Source organism: Streptomyces arenae (assembly GCF_022343545.1).
Classification (GTDB): Bacteria; Actinomycetota; Actinomycetes; order Streptomycetales; family Streptomycetaceae; genus Streptomyces; species Streptomyces humi.
In genome coordinates, this window is sequence record NZ_JAKQYH010000006.1 from 126,426 (window position 1) to 149,748 (window position 23,323).

The window sequence follows — 23,323 nt, forward strand, 5'->3', positions numbered from 1 at the left end:
CGACCCCTTACAGCTTCATCAGGCTGGCGTCGTCGACCGAGGCCGAGTGGCGGGTACGGAACAGCGACACGATGATCGCGAGCCCGACCACGACCTCCGCGGCGGCGACGACCATCGTGAAGAAGGCGATGATCTGGCCGTCGAGATTGCCGTGCATGCGGGAGAAGACGACGAACGCGAGGTTGCAGGCGTTGAGCATCAGCTCGATGCACATGAAGACGACGATTGCGTTTCGTCTGATCAGCACACCGGTGGCGCCGATCGTGAACAACAGGGCGGCGAGGTAGAGGTAGTAGACCGGGTTCACTTCGACGCCTCCTCGCTCTGCTTGCGGTGGGCGGGTTCGACCGGGGTGCGCTCCAGCCGTTCCTCCGCGCGCTGCTCCAGGGCCCGGAGGTCGTTGAGGGCCTCCGTCGACACGTCACGGACCTGGCCGCGGTCGCGCAGCGTCTTGCTGACCGTGAGCTCCGACGGGGTGCCGTCGGGCAGCAGGCCCGCGACGTCCACGGCGTTGTGCCGGGCGTAGACGCCGGGGGCGGGCAGCGGCGGTACGTGCTTGCCCTCGCGGACCCGCTGTTCGGCCAGCTCGCGCTGGGTCCTGGGGCGTTCGGTGCGCTCGCGGTGGGTGAGCACCATGGCGCCGACGGCCGCGGTGATGAGCAGGGCGCCGGTGATCTCGAAGGCGAACACGTACTTGGTGAAGATGAGGGCGGCGAGGCCCTGCACATTGCCGTTGGCGTTGGCCTGGCCGGTGCCGTTGAACTGCTTCAGGGAGGCGTTGGCGATGCCCGCGAGGAGCAGGACACCGAAGCCGACCCCGCACAGCAGGGCCAGCCAGCGCTGGCCCTTGATGGTCTCCTTCAGGGAGTCGGCGGCGGTCACGCCGACCAGCATCACCACGAAGAGGAACAGCATCATGATCGCGCCGGTGTAGACGACGATCTGCACGATCCCGAGGAAGTAGGCGCCGTTGGCGAGGTAGAAAACCGCCAGGATGATCATCGTGCCGGCGAGTGAGAGCGCGCTGTGCACGGCCTTCTTCATGAAGACGGTGGACAGGGCGCCGATCACGGCGACGGTGCCGAGGACCCAGAACTGGAAGGCCTCACCGGTGGAGGTGGTGTAGGCGGCGAGTTGCTGCGGGTTCATCGGCCGATCACCTCCTCCGAGGCCGGTTCGTCCGGACCGAAGGTGGACTCGGCCTCCTGGGGGACCTCGCCCTTGGAGACGGCGACCTGGCGTACGGTCCCGGGCGCGGCCTCGGTGACCAGGCCCCGGTAGTAGTCCTGTTCGTCGGTCCCCGGGAAGATCGCGTGCGGGGTGTCGACCATGCCCTCTTCGAGGCCGGCGAGCAGCTGTTCCTTGGTGTAGATGAGGTTGGCGCGGCTGCTGTCGGCCAGTTCGAACTCGTTGGTCATCGTCAGCGCGCGCGTGGGACACGCTTCGATGCACAGGCCGCACAGGATGCAGCGGGCGTAGTTGATCTGGTAGACGCGGCCGTAGCGCTCGCCCGGCGAGTAGCGCTCCTCGTCGGTGTTGTCGGCGCCCTCCACGTAGATGGCGTCGGCGGGGCAGGCCCAGGCGCACAGTTCGCAGCCCACGCACTTCTCCAGGCCGTCCGGATGGCGGTTGAGCTGGTGCCGTCCGTGGAACCGCGGGGCCGTGGTCTTCTTCTGCTCCGGGTACTGCTCGGTCAGCCGCTTCTTGAACATGGCCTTGAAGGTCACGCCGAAGCCGGCCACGGGGTTCTGGAAACCGGGCTTGGTCTCCTTGGGCTCCTCAGCCATCGGACGCCTCCTTTCCATCCGAAGATCCGTCACTGACAGTGTCCGTGCCGCCACTGACAATCAGCTCCCGCTCCCTGCGGGGGCTGCGCCGGGGCACCGGGGGCAACTCCTGGCCGGGCAGCGGCGGTACCGGGAACCCGCCCGCCATCGGGTCGAACCCGGCCGGCTCCGCGACGGGCCGGCCGTCCTCCTTGCCCTTGTCGCGGAAGATGTCCACGACGAAGGACAGGAGCAGCAGAGCGAGCACTCCGCCGCCGACGTACAGGGCGATGTCGGCGAAGCCGTAGTTCTGGTTGCGCAGGGTCCGTACGGTCGCGACGAGCATCAACCAGACGACGGAGACCGGGATGAGGACCTTCCAGCCGAGCTTCATCAGCTGGTCGTAGCGCACGCGCGGGAGCGTGCCGCGCACCCAGACGAAGACGAACAGCAGCACGACGACCTTGGCGACGAACCAGAGCATCGGCCACCAGCCGTGGTTGGCGCCCGCCCAGACGGTGCTGATCGGCCAGGGGGCCCGCCAGCCGCCGAGGAACAGCGTGGTCGACACGGCCGAGACGGTCACCATGTTGACGTATTCGGCGAGCATGAACATCGCGAACTTGATCGACGAGTACTCGGTGTTGAAGCCACCGACGAGGTCGCCCTCCGACTCGGGCATGTCGAAGGGGGCGCGGTTGGTCTCGCCGATCATGGTGACGACGTACAGGATGAACGAGACCGGCAGCAGCAGGATGTACCAGCGGCCCTGCTGCTGGGCGACGATCGTGGACGTCGACATCGACCCGGAGTACAGGAACACCGAGGCGAACGCGGCGCCCATGGCGATCTCGTAGGAGATCATCTGCGCGCAGGAGCGCAGACCGCCGAGGAGCGGGTACGTCGACCCGGAGCTCCAGCCGGCCAGGACGATGCCGTAGATGCCGACGGAGGCGACCGCGAGGATGTACAGCATCGCGATCGGCAGGTCGGTGAGCTGCATCGTGGTGCGGTGGCCGAAGATCGAGACCTCGTTGTCGGCGGGGCCGAACGGGATGACCGCGATGGCCATGAACGCCGGGATGGCCGCGACGATCGGCGCCAGGACGTAGACGGCCTTGTCGGCACGTTTGACGACCAGGTCTTCCTTGAGCATCAGCTTGATGCCGTCGGCGAGCGACTGGAGCATGCCCCAGGGGCCGTGCCGGTTGGGGCCGACGCGCAACTGCATCCAGGCGACGACCTTGCGCTCCATCACGATGGAGATCAGCACGGTCACCATCAGGAAGGCGAAGCAGAAGACGGCCTTGATGACGACCAGCCACCAGGGGTCGCGGCCGAACATCGAGAGGTCTTCAGCGGCGAGGTACTGGCTCATGCCTCCACCTCCTTGGGGGCCTCACCGGCGGTGGCCGCCGGGCCGATGCGGACGAGGGAGCCGGGCTGCGTCCCGGTGTCGGAGGCGACGCCGCCGCCCACCGAGTTCAGCGGGAGCCAGACCACGCGGTCCGGCATCTCGGTGATCCGGAGCGGGAACTCGACACTGCCGGCGGGTCCGGTGACGGCGATGAGACCGCCGTCCTCGACGCCCGCCTCCGCCGCCGTCGCCGCGGACACGCGCGCGTGGGCGGCGTGCCGGGTGCCGGCCAGCGCTTCGTCGCCCTCCTGGAGGACGCCCTGGTCGAGGAGGAGCCGGTGTCCGGCGAGCACGGCCTCTCCCACGGCCGGCCGCGGCAGCGATGTGCCGGTCTCCAGCGGATCCGAGGCCTTCGACCCGTCCCAGGCGCCGAGCCGGTCCAGCTCCGCGCGCGTGGTGCGCAGGTCGGGCAGACCGAGGTGGACGTCCATGGCGTCGGCGAGCATCTGCAGCACGCGCGCGTCGGTGGGAGGGAGCCGCCGGGTCATCTGGTCGGGCTTGAGGGCGGCCTCGAAGAGACGTGCCCTGCCTTCCCAGTTGAGGAAGGTGCCGGCCTTCTCGGCGACGGCGGCGACCGGGAGGACGACGTCGGCGTGCTCGGTGACCTCGCTGGGCCGCAGCTCCAGGGAGACCAGGAAACCGACGGCTTCGAGTGCCTCACGCGCGCGTGCCGGGTCGGGCAGGTCGGCGACCTCCACACCGGCGACCAGCAGCGCGGAGAGTTCACCGCGGGCGGCGGCCTCGACGATCTGGCCGGTGTCGCGGCCGTAGCGCGGCGGGAGTTCGGACACGCCCCAGACAGCGGCGACCTCCTCCCGCGCGCGCGGGTCGGTGGCCGGGCGGCCGCCCGGCAGCAGCGACGGCAGCGCGCCCGCCTCGATCGCGCCGCGCTCGCCGGCCCGGCGCGGGATCCACACCAGCCGGGCGCCGGTGGCGGTGGCGGCCCGTACGGCGGCGGTGAGGCCACCGGCGACGGACGCCAGCCGCTCGCCCACGACGATGACCGCGCCGTCGGCGCGCAGTGCCTCGGCGGCCTGGGTGCCGGACTCCTCCAGGCCGACGCCGCCGGCGAGGGCGTCCAGCCATTCGGTCTCGGTGCCGGGTGCGGCGGGCAGCAGGGTGCCGCCGGCCTTCTCCAGCCCGCGCGTGGCGTGCGTGGCGAGCGCGTACACCTTCTGCTTGCGCTTGCGCCAGGCCTTGCGCAGCCGCAGGAAGACGCCGGGTGCCTCCTCCTCCGACTCGAAGCCGACCAGCAGGACGGCGGGCGCCTTCTCCAGGGCGGCGTAGGTGACGCCCGTGCCGTCGAGGTCATGGCCGCGGCCGGCGATCCGCGCGGCCAGGAAGTCGGCCTCCTCGCTGCTGTGCACGCGCGCGCGGAAGTCGATGTCGTTGGTGTCGAGCGCCACGCGCGCGAACTTGCTGTACGCGTAGGCGTCCTCGACGGTGAGCCGGCCGCCGGTGAGGACGCCGGCCCGGGAGCGGGCGGCGGCCAGGCCCCGGGCGGCGACTTCGAGGGCCTCCGGCCAGGAGGCCGGTTCGAGGACGCCCTGGGCGTTTCGGACCAGCGGGGTCTCCAGGCGGTCCTTCTGCTGCGCGTACCGGAACGCGAAGCGCCCCTTGTCGCAGATCCACTCCTCGTTGACCTCGGGGTCGTTGGCGGCGAGCCGCCGCATGACCTTGCCGCGCCGGTGGTCGGTACGGGTGGCGCAGCCGCCCGAGCAGTGCTCGCACACGGACGGCGAGGAGATCAGGTCGAAGGGACGGGAGCGGAAGCGGTACGCCGCCGAGGTCAGCGCGCCCACCGGGCAGATCTGGATGGTGTTCCCGGAGAAGTACGACTCGAACGGGTCGCCTTCGCCGGTGCCGACCTGCTGGAGCGCGCCACGTTCCAGGAGCTCGATCATCGGGTCGCCGGCGACCTGGTTGGAGAACCGGGTGCAGCGCGCGCACAGGACGCACCGTTCGCGGTCGAGGAGCACCTGGGTGGAGATCGGGAGGGGCTTCTCGTAGGTGCGCTTCCTGCCGTCGAAGCGGGATTCGGCGTTGCCGTGGGACATCGCCTGGTTCTGCAGGGGGCACTCGCCGCCCTTGTCGCAGACCGGGCAGTCCAGGGGGTGGTTGATGAGCAGCAGCTCCATCACCCCGTGCTGGGCCTTCTCGGCGACGGGGGAGGTGAGGTGGGTCTTCACCACCATGCCGTCCGTGCAGGTGATCGTGCAGGACGCCATGGGCTTGCGCTGGCCCTCGACCTCGACGATGCACTGCCGGCAGGCGCCGACCGGGTCCAGCAGGGGGTGGTCGCAGAAGCGCGGGATCTCGATGCCGAGTTGCTCGGCGGCGCGGATGACGAGGGTGCCCTTGGGCACGCTGATCTCGGCGCCGTCGATCGTCAGCGTGACGAGGTCCTCCGGCGGGACCGCCGCCGTTCCCCCCGACGAGGGGGAACTCGTGGTCACGGTCATGCGTTCACCTCCGGGCGGTCCGCCCAGGCCGTCGACTTGGCCGGGTCGAAGGGGCAGCCCCGGCCCGTGATGTGCTGTTCGTACTCCTCACGGAAGTACTTCAGCGAGGAGAAGATGGGGGAAGCGGCGCCGTCGCCGAGGGCGCAGAAGGACTTGCCGTTGATGTTGTCGGCGATGTCGTTCAGCTTGTCCAGGTCGGACATGACGCCCTTGCCGGCCTCGATGTCGCGCAGCAGTTGCACCAGCCAGTAGGTGCCTTCGCGGCAGGGGGTGCACTTGCCGCAGGACTCGTGGGCGTAGAACTCGGTCCAGCGGGTGACGGCGCGGACCACGCAGGTGGTCTCGTCGAAGCACTGCAGGGCTTTGGTGCCGAGCATGGAGCCCGCGGCGCCGACGCCTTCGTAGTCGAGGGGGACGTCGAGGTGCTCGTCGGTGAACATGGGTGTCGAGGAGCCGCCGGGCGTCCAGAACTTCAGGCGGTGGCCGGTGCGCATCCCGCCGCTCATGTCGAGGAGCTGGCGCAGGGTGACGCCGAGCGGCGCCTCGTACTGGCCAGGGCTCGCGACGTGGCCGCTGAGGGAGTAGAGCGTGAAGCCGGGTGACTTCTCGCTCCCCATCGACCTGAACCATTCCTTGCCCTTGTGCAGGATGGCGGGAACCGAGGCGATGGACTCGACGTTGTTCACAACAGTCGGGCAGGCGTAGAGCCCTTCGACAGCAGGGAAGGGGGGACGGAGCCGCGGTTGACCACGGCGGCCTTCGAGCGAGTCGAGCAGCGCGGTCTCCTCACCGCAGATGTACGCGCCGGCGCCGGCGTGCACGGTGAGGGTGAGGTCGAGACCGCTGCCGAGGATGTTCTCGCCGAGGTAGCCGGCCGCGTAGGCCTCGCGCACGGCCTCGTGCAACCGCCGCAGGACGGGGACGACTTCACCACGCAGATAGATGAAGGCATGCGAAGACCGGATGGCGTAGCACGCGATCACGATGCCCTCGATGAGGCTGTGCGGGTTCGCGAAGAGGAGCGGGATGTCCTTGCAGGTCCCGGGCTCCGATTCGTCGGCGTTGACAACTAGATAGTGCGGTTTGCCGTCTCCCTGCGGGATGAACTGCCACTTCATCCCGGTCGGGAACCCCGCGCCGCCGCGGCCGCGCAGGCCGGACTCCTTGACGTAGGCGATCAGGTCGTCCGGTGACATGGCGAGCGCCTTGCGGAGCCCCTCGTAGCCTTCGTGCCTTCGGTAGACGTCGAGCGTCCACGACCGGTCCTCGTCCCAGAAGGCCGACAGCACGGGTGCGAGCAGCTTCTCGGGGCTGGTGTCCTTGAGGTCGGGTACCACCGTCATCACTCCCCCTCCTCGGTGGCAGGCCCTGCCGGGTGCGCCGGGTCGGAGGCCGAGGTCTCCTGCGGTGCGTCATGGGAACTGAGGTGCTCGGTCGGCGACGGCTCGTGCACCGTCCGGCCCTGCACCTCGTCCTGCGGGCCTCCGCGGGGATGGACCACGCGCGCGGGTGCGGCCTCTCCCCTTGCCAGGCGCAGGCCCACCAGCGACGCGGGTCCCGCGCTTCCGCTCTCCTCGACGGCGCCGGGCCGCTCGTCGGGGAAGCCGGCCAGGATCCGGGCGGTCTCCTTGAAGGTGCACATCCGGGCCCCGCGCGTGGGTTCGACGTCCCGTCCCGCGCGCAGGTCGTCGACCAGGCGCTTGGCGCTGGCAGGCGTCTGGTTGTCGAAGAACTCCCAGTTGACCATCACGACCGGCGCGTAGTCGCAGGCCGCGTTGCACTCGATGTGCTCCAGGGTGACCTTGCCGTCGTCGGTGGTCTCGCCGTTGCCGACGCCCAGGTGCTCCTGGAGGGTCTCGAAGATCGCGTCGCCGCCCATGACCGCGCACAGCGTGTTGGTGCAGACGCCCACCTGGTAGTCGCCGGAGGGCCGGCGCCGGTACATGGTGTAGAAGGTGGCGACCGCGGTGACCTCGGCGGTGGTCAGTTCCAGCACGTCCGCGCAGAACTGCATCCCGGTGCGGGTGACGTGGCCCTCCTCCGACTGCACGAGGTGCAGCAGCGGCAGCAGGGCGGACCGGGAGTCGGGGTAGCGGGCGATCACTTCGCGCGCGTCGGCCTCCAGCCGGGCCCGGACGTCGTCCGGATACGCGGGGGCGGGCAGCTCGGGCATGCCGAGGCTGATGCCGCGCTCCGAAGAAGAGGTGGTCACCGGTCGACGCCTCCCATCACGGGGTCGATGGACGCGACGGCGACGATGACGTCGGCGACTTGGCCGCCCTCGCACATCGCCGCCATGGCCTGCAGGTTGGTGAAGGACGGGTCGCGGAAGTGGACCCGGAAGGGGCGGGTGCCGCCGTCGGAGACGGCGTGCACACCGAGTTCGCCCTTGGGTGACTCGACGGCCGCGTAGGCCTGGCCGGGCGGCACCCGGAAGCCCTCGGTGACCAGCTTGAAGTGGTGGATCAGGGCCTCCATGGAGGTGCCCATGATCTTCTTGATGTGGTCGAGGGAGTTGCCGAGTCCGTCGGGGCCCAGGGCGAGCTGGGCGGGCCAGGCGATCTTCTTGTCGGCGACCATGACCGGTCCGGGCTGGAGCCGGTCCAGGCACTGTTCGACGATCCGGAGGGACTGGCGCATCTCCTCCAGGCGGATCAGGAAGCGGCCGTAGGAGTCGCAGGTGTCGGCGACGGCGACGTCGAAGTCGTAGGTCTCGTAGCCGCAGTAGGGCTGGGCCTTGCGCAGGTCGTGCGGGAGGCCGGTGGAGCGCAGGATCGGGCCGGTGGCGCCGAGGGCCATGCAGCCGGCCAGGTCCAGGTAGCCGACGTCCTGCATACGGGCCTTGAAGATGGGGTTCCCGGTGGCGAGCTTGTCGTACTCCGGGAGGTTCTTCTTCATCTTCTTCACGAACTCGCGCAGCTGGTCCACGGCGCCGGGCGGCAGGTCCTGTGCGAGTCCGCCGGGGCGGATGTACGCGTGGTTCATGCGCAGGCCGGTGATGAGTTCGTAGAGGTCGAGAATCATTTCACGATCGCGGAACCCGTAGATCATGATCGTGGTCGCGCCGAGTTCCATGCCGCCGGTGGCGATGCACACCAGGTGGGAGGAGAGCCGGTTCAGCTCCATCAGGAGCACCCGGATGATCTTGGCGCGGTCGGTGATCTCGTCCTCGATGCCGAGGAGTTTCTCGACGGCGAGACAGTAGGCGGTCTCGTTGAAGAAGGACGTCAGGTAGTCCATGCGGGTCACGAACGTGGTGCCCTGTGTCCACGTGCGGAATTCGAGGTTCTTCTCGATTCCGGTGTGGAGGTAGCCGATGCCGCAGCGGGCCTCGGTGACCGTCTCGCCGTCGATCTCCAGGATGAGCCGGAGCACTCCATGGGTGGACGGGTGCTGGGGACCCATGTTGACGACGATGCGTTCGTCGTCCGCGCGGGCCGCGGACTGGACGATCTCGTCCCAGTCGCCGCCGGTGACCGTGTATACGGTGCCCTCGGTGGTCTCGCGAGGGGAAGCGTGTGACGTGCTCACGAGTACGACCTCCGCTGGTCCGGAGCCGGGATCTGGGCGCCCTTGTACTCGACGGGGATGCCGCCGAGGGGGTAGTCCTTGCGCTGCGGATGGCCCTGCCAGTCGTCCGGCATCATGATCCGCGTCAGGGCCGGGTGGCCGTCGAAGACGATCCCGAAGAAGTCGTAGGTCTCCCGCTCGTGCCAGTCGTTGGTCGGGTACACGGAGACCAGGGACGGGATGTGCGGGTCGGCGTCCGGGGCGCTGACCTCGAGGCGGATCAGCCGGTTGTGGGTGATCGACCGCAGGTGGTAGACGGCGTGCAGCTCGCGGCCCTTGTCGTGCAGGTAGTGGACGCCGCTGACGCCGGTGCACAGTTCGAAGCGGAGCGCCGGGTCGTCGCGCAGGGTGCGGGCGACGCGGACCAGGTGCTCGCGTTCGATGTGGAAGGTGATCTCGCCGCGGTCGACGACCGTCTTCTCGACGGCGTTGTCCGGCAGCAGGCCCTGCTCCTCCAGGGCGCCCTCCAGTTCGTCGGCGACCTCGTCGAACCAGCCGCCGTAGGGCCGGCTCGCCGGTCCCGGGAGGCGGATGGAGCGGACCAGCCCGCCGTACCCGGAGGTGTCGCCGCCGTTGTCGGCGCCGAACATGCCGCGCTGGACGCGGATCTCCTCACCGCCCTGGCCCCGCTGGCCGGGCAGGTTGTCGGCGGCCAGGTCCTTCTCGGGGTTGACCCCGTTGTGGCCGTTGGCGTCGCTCACCGCAGCAGCCCCTTCATCTCGATCGTGGGCAGGGCCTTGAGCGCCGCCTCCTCCGCCTCGCGGGCCGCTTCCTCCGCGTTGACGCCGAGCTTGGAGTTCTGGATCTTGTGATGGAGCTTGAGAATGGCGTCCATCAGCATCTCGGGGCGCGGCGGGCAGCCGGGGAGGTAGATGTCCACGGGGACGACGTGGTCGACGCCCTGGACGATCGCGTAGTTGTTGAACATGCCGCCCGAGGAGGCACAGACGCCCATGGAGATCACCCACTTGGGGTTGGGCATCTGGTCGTAGACCTGCCGCAGCACCGGTGCCATCTTCTGGCTGACCCGTCCGGCGACGATCATGAGGTCGGCCTGGCGGGGTGAGCCGCGGAAGACCTCCATGCCGAAGCGGGCCAGGTCGTAACGGCCGGCGCCGGTGGTCATCATCTCGATGGCACAGCACGCGAGGCCGAAGGTGGCGGGGAAGACGGAAGCCTTGCGCACCCAGCCCGCGGCCTGCTCGACGGTGGTCAGCAGGAATCCGCTCGGCAGCTTTTCTTCGAGTCCCATGTCTAAAGGCCCCTCAGTCCCATTCCAGGCCGCCGCGCCGCCATACGTACGCGTACGCGACGAAGACGGTGAGCACGAAGAGCAGCATCTCCACGAGCCCGAAAACACCCAGGGCGTCGAAGGTGACGGCCCACGGGTAGAGGAAGACGATCTCGATGTCGAAGACGATGAAGAGCATCGCCGTCAGGTAGTACTTGATCGGGAAACGCCCGCCGCCGGCCGGCGTGGGGGTCGGCTCGATACCGCACTCGTAGGCTTCGAGCTTGGCGCGGTTGTACCGCTTCGGACCGATCAGCGTGGCCATGACCACGGAGAAGATCGCAAAGCCTGCCCCGAGGGCTCCCAGTACGAGGATGGGCGCATAGGCGTTCACCGCTCCTCGCTCCTCTCAGTCGGCACTGACTGGTGGCGGTTCGGCTGGGCTCACCTGCCCCGTCCGTCACACGAACCCCGCGCGTCCCGGGCGAAGATCGCGAACATGTGAAGCAGGTCACAAGCCCAACTGCCTCGCATCTTATGCCCGCCGCTCTGTGATCTGCGACACGGGGTATTACACAAGCTTTGTGATCTCCACCACCTGACGATCGATCATGAAGTCGGATGAGTGGTGATCTTCACACTCGAAGCGTTCAGCTGATCACGAGAAGTGACATTTTCGATCGTCGGCGCAGGCGGGAGGGGGTCCAGAGTGAGCGTCTCTATATCAAGAGGGTTCCTCTGCATGCAAATTGGTGATGGACGGGGCGCCCTGATAGAGAGCCGCATTCACACATCAGAGGGAGGCGCAGGGAGCGATGTGGACGCGTGCGCGCGTTCACGAAGTCGGCGGCGCTCGCTCCTGCCCCGATCCCCGCGCGAGACGCACCCCTCCCGGTGACCGTTCCGTGACCTCCGCCACATCCATGAGAGGCGCCTGAGAACGGGGCTTGGCCAACGACCTCAACCGATGGTAGGTCGCGGGCAATTCGGGCGTAATGGCGAAAGAACGTGATCACAGGCCTGATCGCGGGCGTCCGCAATGTCCGTTACGGCGTCAATAAAGAAGGACACGCGAGGGATTTACGGCCTCCATTGAGCAACTGTGGCGCAGCACACGTTTCTTGAAGATATGAAGGAGCCCCTGATACCGGTTGTTCCCATGTCCCACACCGCTCACATACGCAGCCACCGGAAGCCCCGCCGCAGCGCGACGACAAACATCGCCGTGCGCGCCGGAGTTGCCAGTGGCGTCCTCGGCATGGCAGCGGCGGGCGCGGCCTCGGCGAGTGCCGCCGAACCCGTGACGCAGACGCTCGAACTGCCCATCCTGACGGCCGATGTGGCCACCCAGGTGGCCCAGTCCGCCGACGCCACGCAGCAGGCCGCGGCGAACTACTCCCTCCAGGCCGAGCGCGACGCGGCCGCCGCAAAGGCCGCGAAGCAGGCCAAGGCGGACCTCGCCGACGCGAAGAAGAAGGCGGAGGCCAAGAAGAAGGCCGAGGCGGCCCGCAAGGCCGCCGCGGAGCAGGCCGCCTCGCGCAGCGCCGAGCGGACCACCCTCAGCGCCACCTCCGCGAGCTCCAGCAGCTCCACGAGCACGTCCACGGCCACCGGCTCGGCCGCCGCCGTGGTCGCCTTCGTGAAGGCGCAGATCGGTGACGCCTACGTCTCCGGCGGCACGGGCCCCAACTCGTGGGACTGCTCGGGTCTCGTGCAAGCCGCCTTCAAGTCGGTCGGCGTCAGCCTGCCGCGCGTCTCACAGGACCAGTCGACGCAGGGCACCCAGGTCTCGCTGAGCAACCTGCAGCCCGGCGACATCCTCTACTGGGGCAGCGCCGGCAGCGCGTACCACGTGGCGGTGTACGTGGGCGACGGCATGTTCGTCGGCGCGCAGAACCCGTCCAGCGGCGTCGGGGAGCACCCGCTGTCGTACGACCCGCCGACCGGCGCGGTGCGGGTGCTCTGACCGACCCGAGCAACCCGGACAACCCGAACAACTCGGGCGCATCACAAGCACGGTGAGGGCCGCAGCCGCTCGGGGGCAGCGGCCCCTCCGGCATGCCCGGACGGGCAGCGGCCCCTTCCGGCATGCCCGGACGGCCACCGAGGGCTCCACTTCCCGGGCCCCCTCCCCCTTGAGGGAACGGGGTGTTTCGCCCGCTGCCTCGGGCACGAGACCGACCATGTGAACGGACGCGTGTATCTCGACCGGCTCTCCCGGCGGAGCGGGAGCGGAAGGAAGCGCTGCGGCGGCCGGCGGACCGCCGGGAGGGCGTCCACGCCCGCCGGTCCGCCGGCATCGGAGGCCGTCGGGGTACTCACCTCATGACGGCACCCGCAGCGGTGCTCACGCCTTCGGGGCCACCTTGCTCAGGCCGTTGATGATGCGGTCCATCGCGTCGCCGCCGGTCGGGTCGGTGAGGTTCGCCAGGAGCTTCAGGGTGAACTTCATCAGCAGCGGGTGGGTCAGGCCGCGCTGGGCGGCGATCTGCATGACCTTCGGGTTGCCGATGAGCTTCACGAAGGCACGGCCCAGCGTGTAGTAGCCGCCGTAGGTGTCCTTGAGGACGCGCGGGTAGCGCTGCAGGGCCAGTTCGCGGCCGCTGGGCGTCGCCCGCGCGTGGGCCTGCACGATGACGTCGGCGGCGATCTGGCCGGACTCCATGGCGTAGGCGATGCCCTCACCGTTGAAGGGGTTCACCAGGCCGCCGGCATCGCCGACGAGGAGCAGGCCGCGGGTGTAGTGGGGCTGGCGGTTGAAGGCCATGGGGAGGGCGGCGCCGCGGATCGGGCCGGTCATGTTCTCGGGGGTGTAGCCCCAGTCCTCGGGCATGGAGGCGCACCAGGCCTTGAGGACCTCGCGCCAGTCCAGCTCCTTGAAGGAGTCGGAGGTGTTCAGGACGCCGAGGCCGACGTTGGAGGTGCCGTCGCCCATGCCGAAGATCCAGCCGTAGCCGGGCAGGAGGCGGTCCTGGGGGCCGCGGCGGTCCCAGAGTTCCAGCCAGGACTCCAGGTAGTCGTCGTCGTGGCGGGGGGAGGTGAAGTAGGTCCGGACGGCCACACCCATCGGGCGGTCCTCACGGCGATGCAGGCCCATCGCGAGGGAGAGCCGGGTGGAGTTGCCGTCGGCGGCCACCACGAGGGGGGCGTGGAAGGTGACTTCGCGCTTCTCCTCGCCGAGCTTGGCGTGCACGCCGGTGATCCGGCCGGTGCGGTCGTCGACGATCGGGGCGCCGACGTTGCAGCGCTCGAAGAGCCGGGCGCCGGCCTTCTGGGCCTGGCGGGCGAGCTGTTCGTCGAAGTCGTCGCGCTTGCGGACCAGGCCGTAGTCGGGGAAGGAGGCGAGATCCGGCCAGTCCAGCTGGAGGCGGGTGCCGCCGCCGATGATGCGCAGGCCCTTGTTGCGCAGCCAGCCGGCCTCCTCGGAGATGTCGATGCCCATGGCGACCAGCTGTTTGACCGCGCGCGGGGTGAGTCCGTCCCCGCACACCTTCTCGCGCGGGAACTCGGTCTTCTCCAGGAGCAGCACGTCCAGACCGGACTTGGCGAGGTGGTACGCCGTCGTGGAGCCGGCTGGCCCCGCGCCGACGACGATGACATCGGCGGTGTTTTCGGAGAGGGGCTCGGTCACGACAGGGTCTCCCCAAGGCTCGAAATCTGCGTGCCGACGGGCACTGGACATGGGCAGTCTATTCAGCGGTACTGATCACCCGGCTGAAGGGCTGCCCCGTGAACCGAGCTCTCCCCGCGGTACGGCTGCGTGTGCCCACGCACGAGGACGCGTTCGCCTGGCATCGGGCCTTCGACGACCCGGAGGTCATGGAGTTCCACGGCGGCCGGTCCGCGGAGCTGTCCGTCTACGAGGAGCTCACCGCCCGCCAGCGCCGGTACGACGCGGAGCTCGGCTTCTGCCTGTGGACGATGACCGACGAGGCCGGGGAGGTCATCGGCTTCACCGGCGCGCAGCCGTGGGCGCCGGACTGGGGGCCGAGGGGGGAGATCGAGATCGGCTGGCGGCTCGGGCGGGCGTACTGGGGGAAGGGATACGTGACGGCGGCGGCACTGCTGACGCTGGAGCGGCTGCGGGCGGCCGGCGTGCCGAAGGTGGTGGCGATGGTGCGGCCGGGCAACGAGCGGTCCGTCGCGGTCACCCGGCGCCTCGGGATGGAGCCGGCCGGGACGTACCCCCATCCGCGGCTCGCGGAGGAGGCACTCTGTTTCCGGTTGGACCTCCAGAATGGTGACTCAGAGTAACGATCTGTTACAGAAAGACACTTGGCGCTTCCGGCGGGCGCGGGCGGGGGGTTACCCTTCCAGTACCGCTGGGGGTGACATCTGTGCATATAACGCCCAAAACACCCGAAGTGCGTGTGCCACGGCTGGTCGGACTGATGGCCGTGGACGCGCGCGAGACCGCCCAGGCGCGGGGCCTGTTCCTCAACGCGCCGGACCGGCCGGACTTCTCGCTCACGGTCGTCGACTACGTCGTACGCCAGTTCCCGCAGCCCGGTGCCGAGGTGCCGCGGGACTCGATGGTCTACGTGTGGTTCGACTTCGGTGAGGGCGAGGGCGGCGGGGGCGTGCGCGAGCCGCGCATCCCGCGGCCACCGCACGGCGGACTGCAACGGGAGCTGGACCGGCCCGGGGACGCCTTCGAGGTGAGCAGCCCATGAGCCCCCGGCGTGTCCGAGGTCCAAGGGGTCCCCGGGGCGCCCGGAGGGGACTCAGGCCTCCTTGAAGCCCCGGTGCAGGGCGACGATCCCGCCGGTGAGGTTGCGCCAGGCCACCTTCGACCAGCCGGCGCCGCGCAGCCGTGCGGCCAGCGTGGGCTGGTCGGGCCAGGCGCGGATGGACTCGGCGAGGTACACGTAGGCGTCCGGACTGGAGGAGACCGCGCGGGCCACCGGCGGCAGCGCGCGCATCAGGTACTCGGTGTAGACAGTCCGGAAGGGGGCCCAGGTGGGGTGCGAGAACTCGCAGATCACCACCCGGCCGCCGGGCCGGGTCACCCGGTACATCTCCCGCAGGGCCGCGTCGGTGTCCTGGACGTTGCGCAGTCCGAAGGAGATCGTCACGGCGTCGAAGGTGTCGTCCTTGAACGGCAGCCGGGTCGCGTCCCCGGCGGTGAAGGGCATCCAGCCGGTGCGCTTCTTGCCGACCTGGAGCATCCCCAGCGAGAAGTCGCAGGGCACGACATAGGCGCCGGCCCGGGCGAACGGCTGGGAGGAGGTGCCCGTGCCGGCCGCCAGGTCCAGGACCTTCTGCGCGGGGCGCGCGTCGACGGCCTTGGCGACCTCCTTCCGCCAGTGCCGGTCCTGGCCGAGCGACAGCACGTCGTTGGTCAGGTCGTACCGTTCCGCCACGTCGTCGAACATCGAGGCGACTTCGTGCGGCTGCTTGTTCAGGGAGGCGCGGGTCACGCCCGTCATTCTTGCAGCACGCTCCTACGGCAGCAGCTTCGGCTTCTTCTTCCCGGCCACGTCCTCCACCCAGCCGCACAGCAGGACGAAGACCGCGATCAGGATCCAGCCGACGCCGAACATGAACCACTGGCTGTCCAGCGGGAGCCACTTCTCGAAGGCGGGCACGTCCCACATCCGGTCGATCAGCGGCACCGCGAGGATCAGCGCGATCTCGTGCCAGAGGTAGATCGTCACCGCCCGGGCGTTGAAGACCGTGACCGTCCGGTCGAGCTTCTTGAAGCGGGTCAGCCAGGCAAAGTCGATCTCGAAGTAGGCCTTCGCCCACATCAGCAGCAGGACGAAACCGGCCGACCAGAAGGCCTGGGCGAGGGGGTTCTCGTCGAGGTCGTAGGTGCCGAAGTCGGCCTGGTGCGAGAAGGCGTACCAGCCGCCGTAGCCGAGCGCGGCGAGCGAGCCCACGACCACCAGGGCCGGCTTCATCCGCTGGAGCACGCCGTCGCGGTGCGCGAAGCCGAGGATCCAGCAGAAGAGGTACGTCGACAGGTCCCACAGGGCGCTGCCGAAGCGGTTGTCGGGGCCGGACCAGACGAAGTTCAGGACCAGGATCGGGGCGAGTGAGCCCAGCAGCACCGGGACCGGTGCCTTGCGGAAGACCCACAGCAGGGCCGGGGAGAGGAGGACGAACCAGAGGTACGTGCGCAGGTACCAGAGGATCTCCCAGGCCTGCTCGCCCCACGCGTTGCCCGGCGGGTCGCCGAGCGGCACGATCCAGTAGACGATCTGCCAGCCGGGCAGCCAGTCGTGGATCAGCATCGCGAGGACGACGAAGAAGCCCCAGAACCAGAAGGGGGGCAGCAGGCGGCGCAGGCGGCTCTTGACCACCTTCACCGCGGGGCGCTCCAGGGACTTCGCCATGAGGGTGCCGGCGAGGCCGAACATGATGCCCATCGAGGGGAACACCATGCCGCACCAGGCCCACCCGAACGTGTGATAGGTGACGACGCGGATCAGGGCGACGGCGCGGAGGGTGTCGAAGTAGCGGTCCCTTGCAGGGGGTTTGGGCCGCTGCTCCGGGTCGGCGTCCTTGGCGTCTGTCGCCCCGGTGCCCGGCGCTGCCGGCTGCGCCCGCCCGTTCCGCCGAGCGGAACGCCTGCCCACAGCGGTCGCGCCCGCGGCCGCTGTCGCGGTCGCGGTCGCATCCGGCTCCGGCTGCGGCTCCGGCTTCAGTTCCGGTCCCGGTCCCGGTTCCGGTTCCACCAGGGGCAGGGGGGCCGTCTGGTCCGGTGCCGGGGTGTAGGTGTGATCCGGGTACGGCTGCTGGGCGTACTGCTGCTGGCCGGCGTAGGGGCCGTGGGCATGGCCGTTGTAGCCCTGCTGGTACGGGTTCTGCTGGTACGGGTTCTGCTGGTACGGGTTCTGCTGGTCCCAGGTCATCAGCCGCTCACCCCGGCCGGGGTGCCGACCTCGCCCGTCCGCTTGAGTTTCTGCCAGCGCAGGCGGCCGCCGGTGAGGGCGGTGATGCAGGAGTGGATGAGGACCAGGTACATCATCTGCCGGTACGCGAGCTGCTGGAGCGGCATCATCAGGAGGTAGCGGTACTGCTCCTTGTCCAGGCGGAACGCGTAGGCCGCGCAGGCCAGCTGGATGCCGAGGACGGCGAGCCAGGCCAGCAGGGCCGCCTCGAAGTCGACGAAGATCATGGAGTAGACCGTGAAGACGTCGATGAGGGGGGCGAAGACCGGTGTGACGATCTGGAAGAGCACGACAAGGGGCATGCCCACTCGGCCGAAGCGGCCCGAGGGACCCTTGTCCGTCAGGGACTTGCGGTGCTTCCACAGGGCCTGCATGGTGCCGTACGACCAGCGGTAGCGCTGGGACCACAGCTGCTTGAGCGAACCGGGCGCCTCCGTCCAGGCCTTGGCGTGCTCCTGGTAGACGACCCGCCAGCCCGCGCGGTGCATGGCGATGGTGATGTCGGTGTCCTCGGCGAGGGTGTCCTCGCTCATGCCGCCGACCTGGAGGACCGCGTCCCGGCGGAACGCGCCGATCGCACCGGGGATCGTCGGCATGCAGCGCAGCAGGTCGTACATCCGGCGGTCCAGGTTGAAGCCCATCACGTACTCGATGTGCTGCCAGGCGCCGATGATCGTGTTGCGGTTGCCGACCTTGGCGTTGCCGGCCACCGCGCCGACCTCGGGGTCGGCGAACGGCTGCACCAGCTGGTGCACCGCGTCCGGCTCGAAGACGGTGTCGCCGTCCATCATGATGACGATGTCGTAACTCGCGTTGCGCACACCGTTGTTGAGGGCGGCAGGCTTGCCCGCGTTCTCCTGGCGGAGGACCCGGACGTTGGTCATGCCGAGCTTGTCGGCGGCGGCTCGGGCGATCTCGGAGGTGCCGTCCGTGGAACCGTCGTCGACGACGAGGATCTCGATCGGGTGGGTGCTCTGCGCCAGCGACTCCAGGGTGTTGGCGATGCACTCCTTCTCGTTGTACGCCGGGACGATCACGCTGACCGGGCCGGTGACCGTCGGACCCCAGCTGAAACGGCGTTTGTTGCGCTGTCTGTAGTGGCGGCGGGCGATGAGCAGCATCATGCCGAAGCGGCCCATCACGGCGATGCCGACGACCAGCAGCAGGTAGGACAGGACCGGGAGGGCCCACTCGGCGATCGCGACCGCCACGATGAGCGCCTTGCCCTCGTAGAGGGTCATCCCGGTGGCCGTGCGGTGGGCGGCCTGGAGGCGCCGGACGGTGGTGCCCGTGCCGCTCCCGACGTTTCCGCCGCTCCCGCCGTCCGGGGCGCTCTCGCCGTTCGGCACGGTGCCGCCGGGCTGGCTGCCCGACCCACTGCCCGTACCCGTACCCGTACCGTCGGCAGACCCTGTACCGGTGGCGGACCCCGTACCGGTGGCGGACCCCGTACCGGTGGCGGACGCCGTACCGGTGAGCGCGCCGGCCTCGGAGACCCCCGTGCCGGTCCCGCCGTTCGTGCTGCCGGTGGAAGCGGCGGCCGCACGGCCGGCGGCACCCTGCTTCTCGACCACACCGCTGATGGTGGTGAAGGTGTAGCCCTTCGCCTTCATCTTCTTGATGTACGTCGGCAGCGCCTTGATCGTCTGCGAGCGCTCGCCGCCCGCGTCGTGGAAGAGCACCGAGGCGCCCTTGTTCTTCTTCGGCGTGGCCCACTTGATGATCTTCGAGACGCCGGGCTTCTTCCAGTCGTCGCTGTCGGTGTCGACGAAGACGCTGGTGTAACCCTCCTTGCCGAGCTTCTGGTAGACCGGCCAGCTGTAGTTGTCGATGGCGTCCGTCTCGGAGGAGTACGGGGCGCGGAAGAGCGTCGTCGTGATGCCGGCCGCGCCCGCGAGCGCGAGCTGGGTCTGCTGCATCTCGCGGTTGATCCGGGCGTCGCTCTGGTAGGAGAGGTCGACGTGCGTGAAGGTGTGGATGCCGACCTCGTTGCCCTGCTCCACCATCGACTTCACGATGCTCGGGTAGCGCGACACCATCGAACCGACCAGGAAGAACGTGCCCGGCACGTCGTACTCGTCGAGGATCTTGAGGACCTGCGGGGTCCAGGTCGGGTTCGGGCCGTCGTCGAAGGTGAGCGCGATGGTCTTGGAGGGGACGGAGACGGTGGTGGCCTGGCCGCCCCGGAAGGTGAGGATCGGGCCGCCGTCGAGGATCTTGTCGGGGACCTTGCCGGCGCTGGCGCCGGTGCGGACCCGCTGGTCGCCACCGACCTCTGCGCGCAGGTAGCCGTCGAGCAGCATCACGCAGGTCAGTGCCAGCAGGAGCAGCAGAGCCAGGATGACACGTGGTTTCTGCAGCGCCGCGGCCCGGCCCGCTGCCCGTTCGATACGGGAGGGCGCGCGCCTGCGGCCGCGTGAGGACGTCGGTGTAGTCATGGGGAGAGGCCTGCGTTCCGGTCAGTTGGCGGTGGCGGAGGCGGACACCGAGACGGACGGGGTGGCGGCGGTCGAGGGCGGCGCCGACGGGCGGGCGGAGGGCGCGCCGATCTCACGGCCGATGCCGCCCTGCGGACGTTCGGCGCCGGGAGCGTTGCCGCTGCGCGCGAAGTCGGGGATCAGCGAGGACGGGGTGAGCGAGGTGCCCCAGCCCATGAAGGCGGCGCCGAGCACGCCCGTGTAGGCGAGGCAGACGACACCGAGGAGAAGGCCGACGCGGCGCAGCACCTTGGACCGGCGTCCGGAGGAGTCGACGAACACGGGCCCCTCGGCAGACCCGTTGCCTTGTTTGCGGCGGCGACCGCGCCCCGCGGCGCGGCTTTCGATGGCAGGCTCGGATTGCATTCCACAGATATTAGGGAGCCTTTATGTGACCGCCTTCGGGGTTCTTGTGAGGCGCCCATGAGAAAGGCCTTAACCTGTCTTTTCACTGAGAGATTCTATGAACACCTGCGGAGGCCACAGGGGAGGGGAAACCACCTCTGCACCCCTTTTGCGCTATCCCATTGGTCCGATTCGCGCACTTCCTTCCATGAGTTTTCTATGCATTGATCGAGTCGTTGAACACCCCGTACGTGTGAGACGTTTTCCTTTGGAATCAGGCTTTGTTTCGATCCTGAGACACAAATCACGAGAGCGGGTGCATCTTAATGCGGGGTTTCCTGAGGCCGACTGCCGGGCTTACCCTCCTGTTTGCCATGGCAGTGACGGGATGCTCCTCGGGCTCCGACGGCACGTCGGACGCGGCGCCCTCGCCCCCGAAGAAGACCCCGTCGGCGTCGAGCACATCGGGCGCGTCCGGCTCCTCGGGGACGTCCGGCACGTCGTACGCGCCCTACGTCAGCGCGACGGAGGCCTCCGACACCGACGACTCGGGCGCGCCGTCGACGTACAACCTGGCCTTCGTGATCGCCGGCGGCAGTACCTGTACGCCGAAGTGGAACGGGACGGCGGCGATAGGGAGTTCGACGGTGAAGACGCGGATCTCCGCGTTGACGGAGGGCGGCGCGACCGTGCGGGTGTCCTTCGGCGGGGCCTCCGGGAAGGAACTGGCGACGACCTGTTCCAGCGCGTCCGGACTCGCCGCGGCGTACGGCGCCGCGCTGGACGCCGCGGGCTCCACCCAGGCCGACTTCGACATCGAGGGCAGCACGCTGACCGACTCCGACTCGGTCGCCCTGCGCTCCGAGGCGATCGCGCTGCTCCAGAAGGAACGGCCGGACCTGGAGGTCTCCTTCACCCTGCCGGTGATGCCCTCGGGGCTCGACTCCGACAGCCTCGCGCTGCTGGAGTCCGCGAACAAGTACGACGTGCAGGTCTCGACGGTCAACATCATGACCATGAACTACGGCGAGTCCTACGACGGGGACATGGGCGACTACGCGGTCACCTCGGCGAAGGCCACGCAGAAGCAGCTGAAGAACGTCTTCGGGCTGTCGGACGCGGACGCGTGGGGCGGGATGGCGCTGACCTCGATGATCGGGGTGAACGACGTGGACGGGGAGACCCTCACGCTGGCCGACGCGAAGGACGTACGGGCGTTCGCGGAGGAGAAGGACATCGCGTGGGTGTCGATATGGTCGACGTTCCGGGACGTGCAGTGCGTGAGCGGGAGTTCAGGATCGGACGACGCCGCGACCAACTGCAGTGGCGTCGACCAAAGTTCAGGAGCGTTCGGGAAGGCTTTCGCGGGCTGAGTCGTCTGCGGGTGAGTGGCGGCTGGTCGCGCAGTTCCTCGCGCCCCTGAAGGGGCGCTGGCTACTTGCGTCTGTGCACAAGGCGGCCGGCGCAGACCGTCGCGATGCACGTGCCCGTGTCGTCGAACACCGCCAGGTCGGCCCGGCCCGTCTCGCTTATCGACGGCTTTCGGGCCGGGCCCCGCAGTACCGCCACGTCGTTGCGGTCCGCCGCCGCACGAAGCTCGGGCGAGTCGGCGTACCGCTCCAGGACCGTCGTCGCCCCCAGCTTCAGTACGGCGTGCACGCGTTCGCGCGGGCTGGGGGCGTCCGGGAGGGGGCCCTCGTGGACGCGGGCCGGGCCGAGCACGCCGGGCCAGGTCCGCAGCCGGGCGTCCGGGAAGCGGTCCCGCAGTTCCGCCAGGGTCCCCACGGCGGCGACCCGGCCGCCCTCGACGACGACGGCGCCGGCCTCGACGCCGGCGCCGTCCCAGTCGTGGCGGACCTCGTCGGCCGCGTGGATCGTCAGCACCTCGACGTCAGTTGGCGTTGAGCAGCTTCAGCTCGGGGTGAGCGGTGCCGCCCTCGATCGCCGTGGACGAGATGTGGGACATCACGCGCTCGTCGACCGGGTCGTTCGCCGGGTCGTCGTGCACGACGAGGTGCTCGTACGTCGTGGCGCGCTGCGCGGGGACCCGGTCCGCCTTGCGGATCAGGTCGATGATCTCCATGCGGTTGGAGCGGTGCTTGGCGCCGGCCGACGAGACGACGTTCTCCTCCAGCATGATCGAGCCGAGGTCGTCCGCGCCGTAGTGCAGGGACAGCTGGCCGACCTCCTTGCCGGTGGTGAGCCAGGAACCCTGGATGTGCTGGACGTTGTCGAGGAAGACCCGGGCGATCGCGATCATCCGCAGGTACTCGAAGAGCGTGGCCTGCGTGCGGCCCTTCAGGTGGTTGTTCTCGGGCTGGTAGGTGTACGGGATGAAGGCCCGGAAGCCGCCGGTGCGGTCCTGGACGTCCCGGATCATCCGCAGGTGCTCGATGCGTTCGGCGTTGGTCTCGCCGGTGCCCATGAGCATGGTCGAGGTGGACTCGACGCCCAGCTTGTGCGCCGTCTCCATGATCTCCAGCCAGCGCTCGCCGCTCTCCTTGAGGGGCGCGATGGCCTTCCGGGGGCGGGCGGGCAGCAGTTCCGCGCCGGCGCCCGCGAAGGAGTCCAGGCCGGCCTCGTGGATACGGGTGATGGCCTCCTCGACGGAGACACCGGAGATCCGGGCCATGTGCTCGACCTCGGAGGCACCGAGGGAGTGGATGACCAGCTGCGGGAACGCGTCCTTGATCGCCTTGAAGTGCTTCTCGTAGTACTCGACGCCGTAGTCCGGGTGGTGGCCGCCCTGGAACATGATCTGGGTACCGCCGAGCTCGACCGTCTCCGCGCAGCGGCGCAGGATGTCGTCGAGGTCGCGGGTCCAGCCCTTGTCCTTGTCCTTGGGGGCCGCGTAGAACGCGCAGAACTTGCACGCCGTGACGCACACGTTCGTGTAGTTGATGTTCCGCTCGATGATGTACGTCGCGATGTGCTCGATGCCCGCGTACTTGCGGCGGCGCACGGCGTCGGCGGCGGCCCCCAGCGCGTGCAGCGGGGCGTCGCGGTAGAGGTCGAGCGCCTCTTCCGGGGTGATCCGCCCACCGGCTGCGGCACGGTCGAGGACGGACTGAAGGTCGGCCTTCTCGGTCACCGGGCGCGTCCCTTTCGTCAAGGCTTGTGGACGGACCGAACCAGCCTACGCCAGCCCCTCCGGCCGCC

The 23,323-nt window shown here is 69.2% G+C and carries 22 protein-coding genes and 1 pseudogene; 5 read left to right on the top strand and 18 right to left on the bottom strand.

All coding sequences use genetic code 11. The features are described from left to right. Positions 1 to 7 precede the first annotated feature (7 nt). The 11 genes from nuoK to MB828_RS03455 are packed head-to-tail and all read right to left on the bottom strand — an operon-like array spanning position 8 to position 10,840. Positions 8 to 307, bottom strand: a complete 300-nt coding sequence (gene nuoK, locus MB828_RS03405; RefSeq protein ID WP_046726439.1) for an NADH-quinone oxidoreductase subunit NuoK — start codon at positions 305 to 307, stop codon at positions 8 to 10. Next, entirely contained in the window at positions 304 to 1,149 is an 846-nt protein-coding gene (locus MB828_RS03410) for an NADH-quinone oxidoreductase subunit J (RefSeq protein WP_301646855.1), read from the bottom strand. The genes nuoK and MB828_RS03410 overlap by 4 nt, the downstream gene beginning before the upstream one ends. Then, on the bottom strand, positions 1,146 to 1,787 hold the full coding sequence (nuoI, locus tag MB828_RS03415) for an NADH-quinone oxidoreductase subunit NuoI (RefSeq protein ID WP_301646856.1): 642 nt from the start codon (positions 1,785 to 1,787) through the stop codon (positions 1,146 to 1,148). The genes MB828_RS03410 and nuoI overlap by 4 nt, the downstream gene beginning before the upstream one ends. After that, on the bottom strand, positions 1,780 to 3,144 hold the full coding sequence (gene nuoH, locus MB828_RS03420) for an NADH-quinone oxidoreductase subunit NuoH (protein ID WP_301646857.1): 1,365 nt from the start codon (positions 3,142 to 3,144) through the stop codon (positions 1,780 to 1,782). Before nuoH ends, nuoI begins: the two co-directional genes overlap by 8 nt. Then, a complete protein-coding gene (locus MB828_RS03425; protein WP_301646858.1) occupies positions 3,141 to 5,645 on the bottom strand; it encodes an NADH-quinone oxidoreductase subunit G in 2,505 nt (834 codons plus the stop codon). Before MB828_RS03425 ends, nuoH begins: the two co-directional genes overlap by 4 nt. Continuing rightward, positions 5,642 to 6,988: an NADH-quinone oxidoreductase subunit NuoF gene (gene nuoF / locus MB828_RS03430; protein ID WP_133027472.1), complete on the bottom strand. Its 1,347-nt coding sequence runs from the start codon at positions 6,986 to 6,988 to the stop codon at positions 5,642 to 5,644. The genes MB828_RS03425 and nuoF overlap by 4 nt, the downstream gene beginning before the upstream one ends. Further along, complete coding sequence (nuoE, locus tag MB828_RS03435; RefSeq protein ID WP_133027473.1) at positions 6,988 to 7,857, bottom strand: NADH-quinone oxidoreductase subunit NuoE; 870 nt, start codon at positions 7,855 to 7,857, stop codon at positions 6,988 to 6,990. Before nuoE ends, nuoF begins: the two co-directional genes overlap by 1 nt. Beyond that, positions 7,854 to 9,176, bottom strand: coding sequence for an NADH-quinone oxidoreductase subunit D (locus tag MB828_RS03440; protein ID WP_133027474.1), 1,323 nt, complete (start codon positions 9,174 to 9,176; stop codon positions 7,854 to 7,856). Before MB828_RS03440 ends, nuoE begins: the two co-directional genes overlap by 4 nt. After that, the gene (locus tag MB828_RS03445; RefSeq protein WP_301646859.1) at positions 9,173 to 9,916 is read right to left on the bottom strand and encodes an NADH-quinone oxidoreductase subunit C; all 744 of its coding nucleotides are present in this window, start codon (positions 9,914 to 9,916) and stop codon (positions 9,173 to 9,175) included. The genes MB828_RS03440 and MB828_RS03445 overlap by 4 nt, the downstream gene beginning before the upstream one ends. Continuing rightward, positions 9,913 to 10,467, bottom strand: coding sequence for a NuoB/complex I 20 kDa subunit family protein (locus MB828_RS03450; RefSeq protein WP_030572779.1), 555 nt, complete (start codon positions 10,465 to 10,467; stop codon positions 9,913 to 9,915). Before MB828_RS03450 ends, MB828_RS03445 begins: the two co-directional genes overlap by 4 nt. A 13-nt stretch (positions 10,468 to 10,480) precedes the next feature. After that, positions 10,481 to 10,840 (bottom strand): NADH-quinone oxidoreductase subunit A, encoded by a 360-nt coding sequence (locus tag MB828_RS03455; RefSeq protein WP_007383963.1) that lies wholly within the window; start codon positions 10,838 to 10,840, stop codon positions 10,481 to 10,483. Between the two features lie 765 nt (positions 10,841 to 11,605). Between MB828_RS03455 and MB828_RS03460 the strand changes: the two genes are divergently transcribed. After that, complete coding sequence (locus MB828_RS03460; protein ID WP_071659470.1) at positions 11,606 to 12,412, top strand: C40 family peptidase; 807 nt, start codon at positions 11,606 to 11,608, stop codon at positions 12,410 to 12,412. Positions 12,413 to 12,550: 138 nt separating this feature from the next. Then, positions 12,551 to 12,828: pseudogene (locus tag MB828_RS03465) on the top strand (peptide deformylase); the annotation flags it as partial. Here MB828_RS03465 and MB828_RS03470 read toward each other — a convergent pair. Continuing rightward, entirely contained in the window at positions 12,794 to 14,128 is a 1,335-nt protein-coding gene (locus MB828_RS03470) for a geranylgeranyl reductase family protein (protein WP_133027475.1), read from the bottom strand. The pseudogene MB828_RS03465 and the gene MB828_RS03470 overlap by 35 nt on opposite strands. A 47-nt stretch (positions 14,129 to 14,175) precedes the next feature. Here MB828_RS03470 and MB828_RS03475 point away from each other — a divergent pair, with 47 nt between their 5' ends. Further along, positions 14,176 to 14,700, top strand: a complete 525-nt coding sequence (locus MB828_RS03475) for a GNAT family N-acetyltransferase (protein ID WP_301646860.1) — start codon at positions 14,176 to 14,178, stop codon at positions 14,698 to 14,700. Positions 14,701 to 14,810: 110 nt separating this feature from the next. After that, entirely contained in the window at positions 14,811 to 15,119 is a 309-nt protein-coding gene (locus MB828_RS03480; protein ID WP_071659471.1) for a PASTA domain-containing protein, read from the top strand. A 51-nt stretch (positions 15,120 to 15,170) separates the two neighbouring features. Here MB828_RS03480 and MB828_RS03485 read toward each other — a convergent pair whose 3' ends face one another. Genes MB828_RS03485 through MB828_RS03500 form a run of 4 tightly spaced genes read right to left on the bottom strand, consistent with a single transcriptional unit; the run spans position 15,171 to position 20,101 of the window. Then, positions 15,171 to 15,866, bottom strand: a complete 696-nt coding sequence (locus MB828_RS03485) for a demethylmenaquinone methyltransferase (RefSeq protein WP_133027616.1) — start codon at positions 15,864 to 15,866, stop codon at positions 15,171 to 15,173. Positions 15,867 to 15,890: 24 nt separating this feature from the next. Then, complete coding sequence (locus MB828_RS03490) at positions 15,891 to 17,303, bottom strand: acyltransferase family protein (RefSeq protein ID WP_301646861.1); 1,413 nt, start codon at positions 17,301 to 17,303, stop codon at positions 15,891 to 15,893. Beyond that, positions 17,303 to 19,780, bottom strand: coding sequence for a bifunctional polysaccharide deacetylase/glycosyltransferase family 2 protein (locus tag MB828_RS03495; RefSeq protein ID WP_301646862.1), 2,478 nt, complete (start codon positions 19,778 to 19,780; stop codon positions 17,303 to 17,305). The genes MB828_RS03490 and MB828_RS03495 overlap by 1 nt, the downstream gene beginning before the upstream one ends. 21 nt (positions 19,781 to 19,801) lie before the next feature. Further along, the gene (locus MB828_RS03500; protein ID WP_343236145.1) at positions 19,802 to 20,101 is read right to left on the bottom strand and encodes a hypothetical protein; all 300 of its coding nucleotides are present in this window, start codon (positions 20,099 to 20,101) and stop codon (positions 19,802 to 19,804) included. 389 nt (positions 20,102 to 20,490) lie between these two features. Between MB828_RS03500 and MB828_RS03505 the strand changes: the two genes are divergently transcribed. Continuing rightward, positions 20,491 to 21,537 carry a chitinase gene (locus MB828_RS03505; protein WP_301646864.1) on the top strand — a complete coding sequence of 349 codons (1,047 nt, stop codon included), beginning with the start codon at positions 20,491 to 20,493 and terminating at the stop codon, positions 21,535 to 21,537. A gap of 61 nt (positions 21,538 to 21,598) precedes the next feature. Here the strand turns inward: MB828_RS03505 and MB828_RS03510 are convergent, their stop codons facing one another. Continuing rightward, entirely contained in the window at positions 21,599 to 22,048 is a 450-nt protein-coding gene (locus MB828_RS03510) for an imidazolonepropionase-like domain-containing protein (RefSeq protein ID WP_301646865.1), read from the bottom strand. 7 nt (positions 22,049 to 22,055) lie between these two features. Then, the gene (gene mqnC / locus MB828_RS03515; protein ID WP_301646866.1) at positions 22,056 to 23,255 is read right to left on the bottom strand and encodes a cyclic dehypoxanthinyl futalosine synthase; all 1,200 of its coding nucleotides are present in this window, start codon (positions 23,253 to 23,255) and stop codon (positions 22,056 to 22,058) included. Positions 23,256 to 23,323 lie beyond the last annotated feature (68 nt).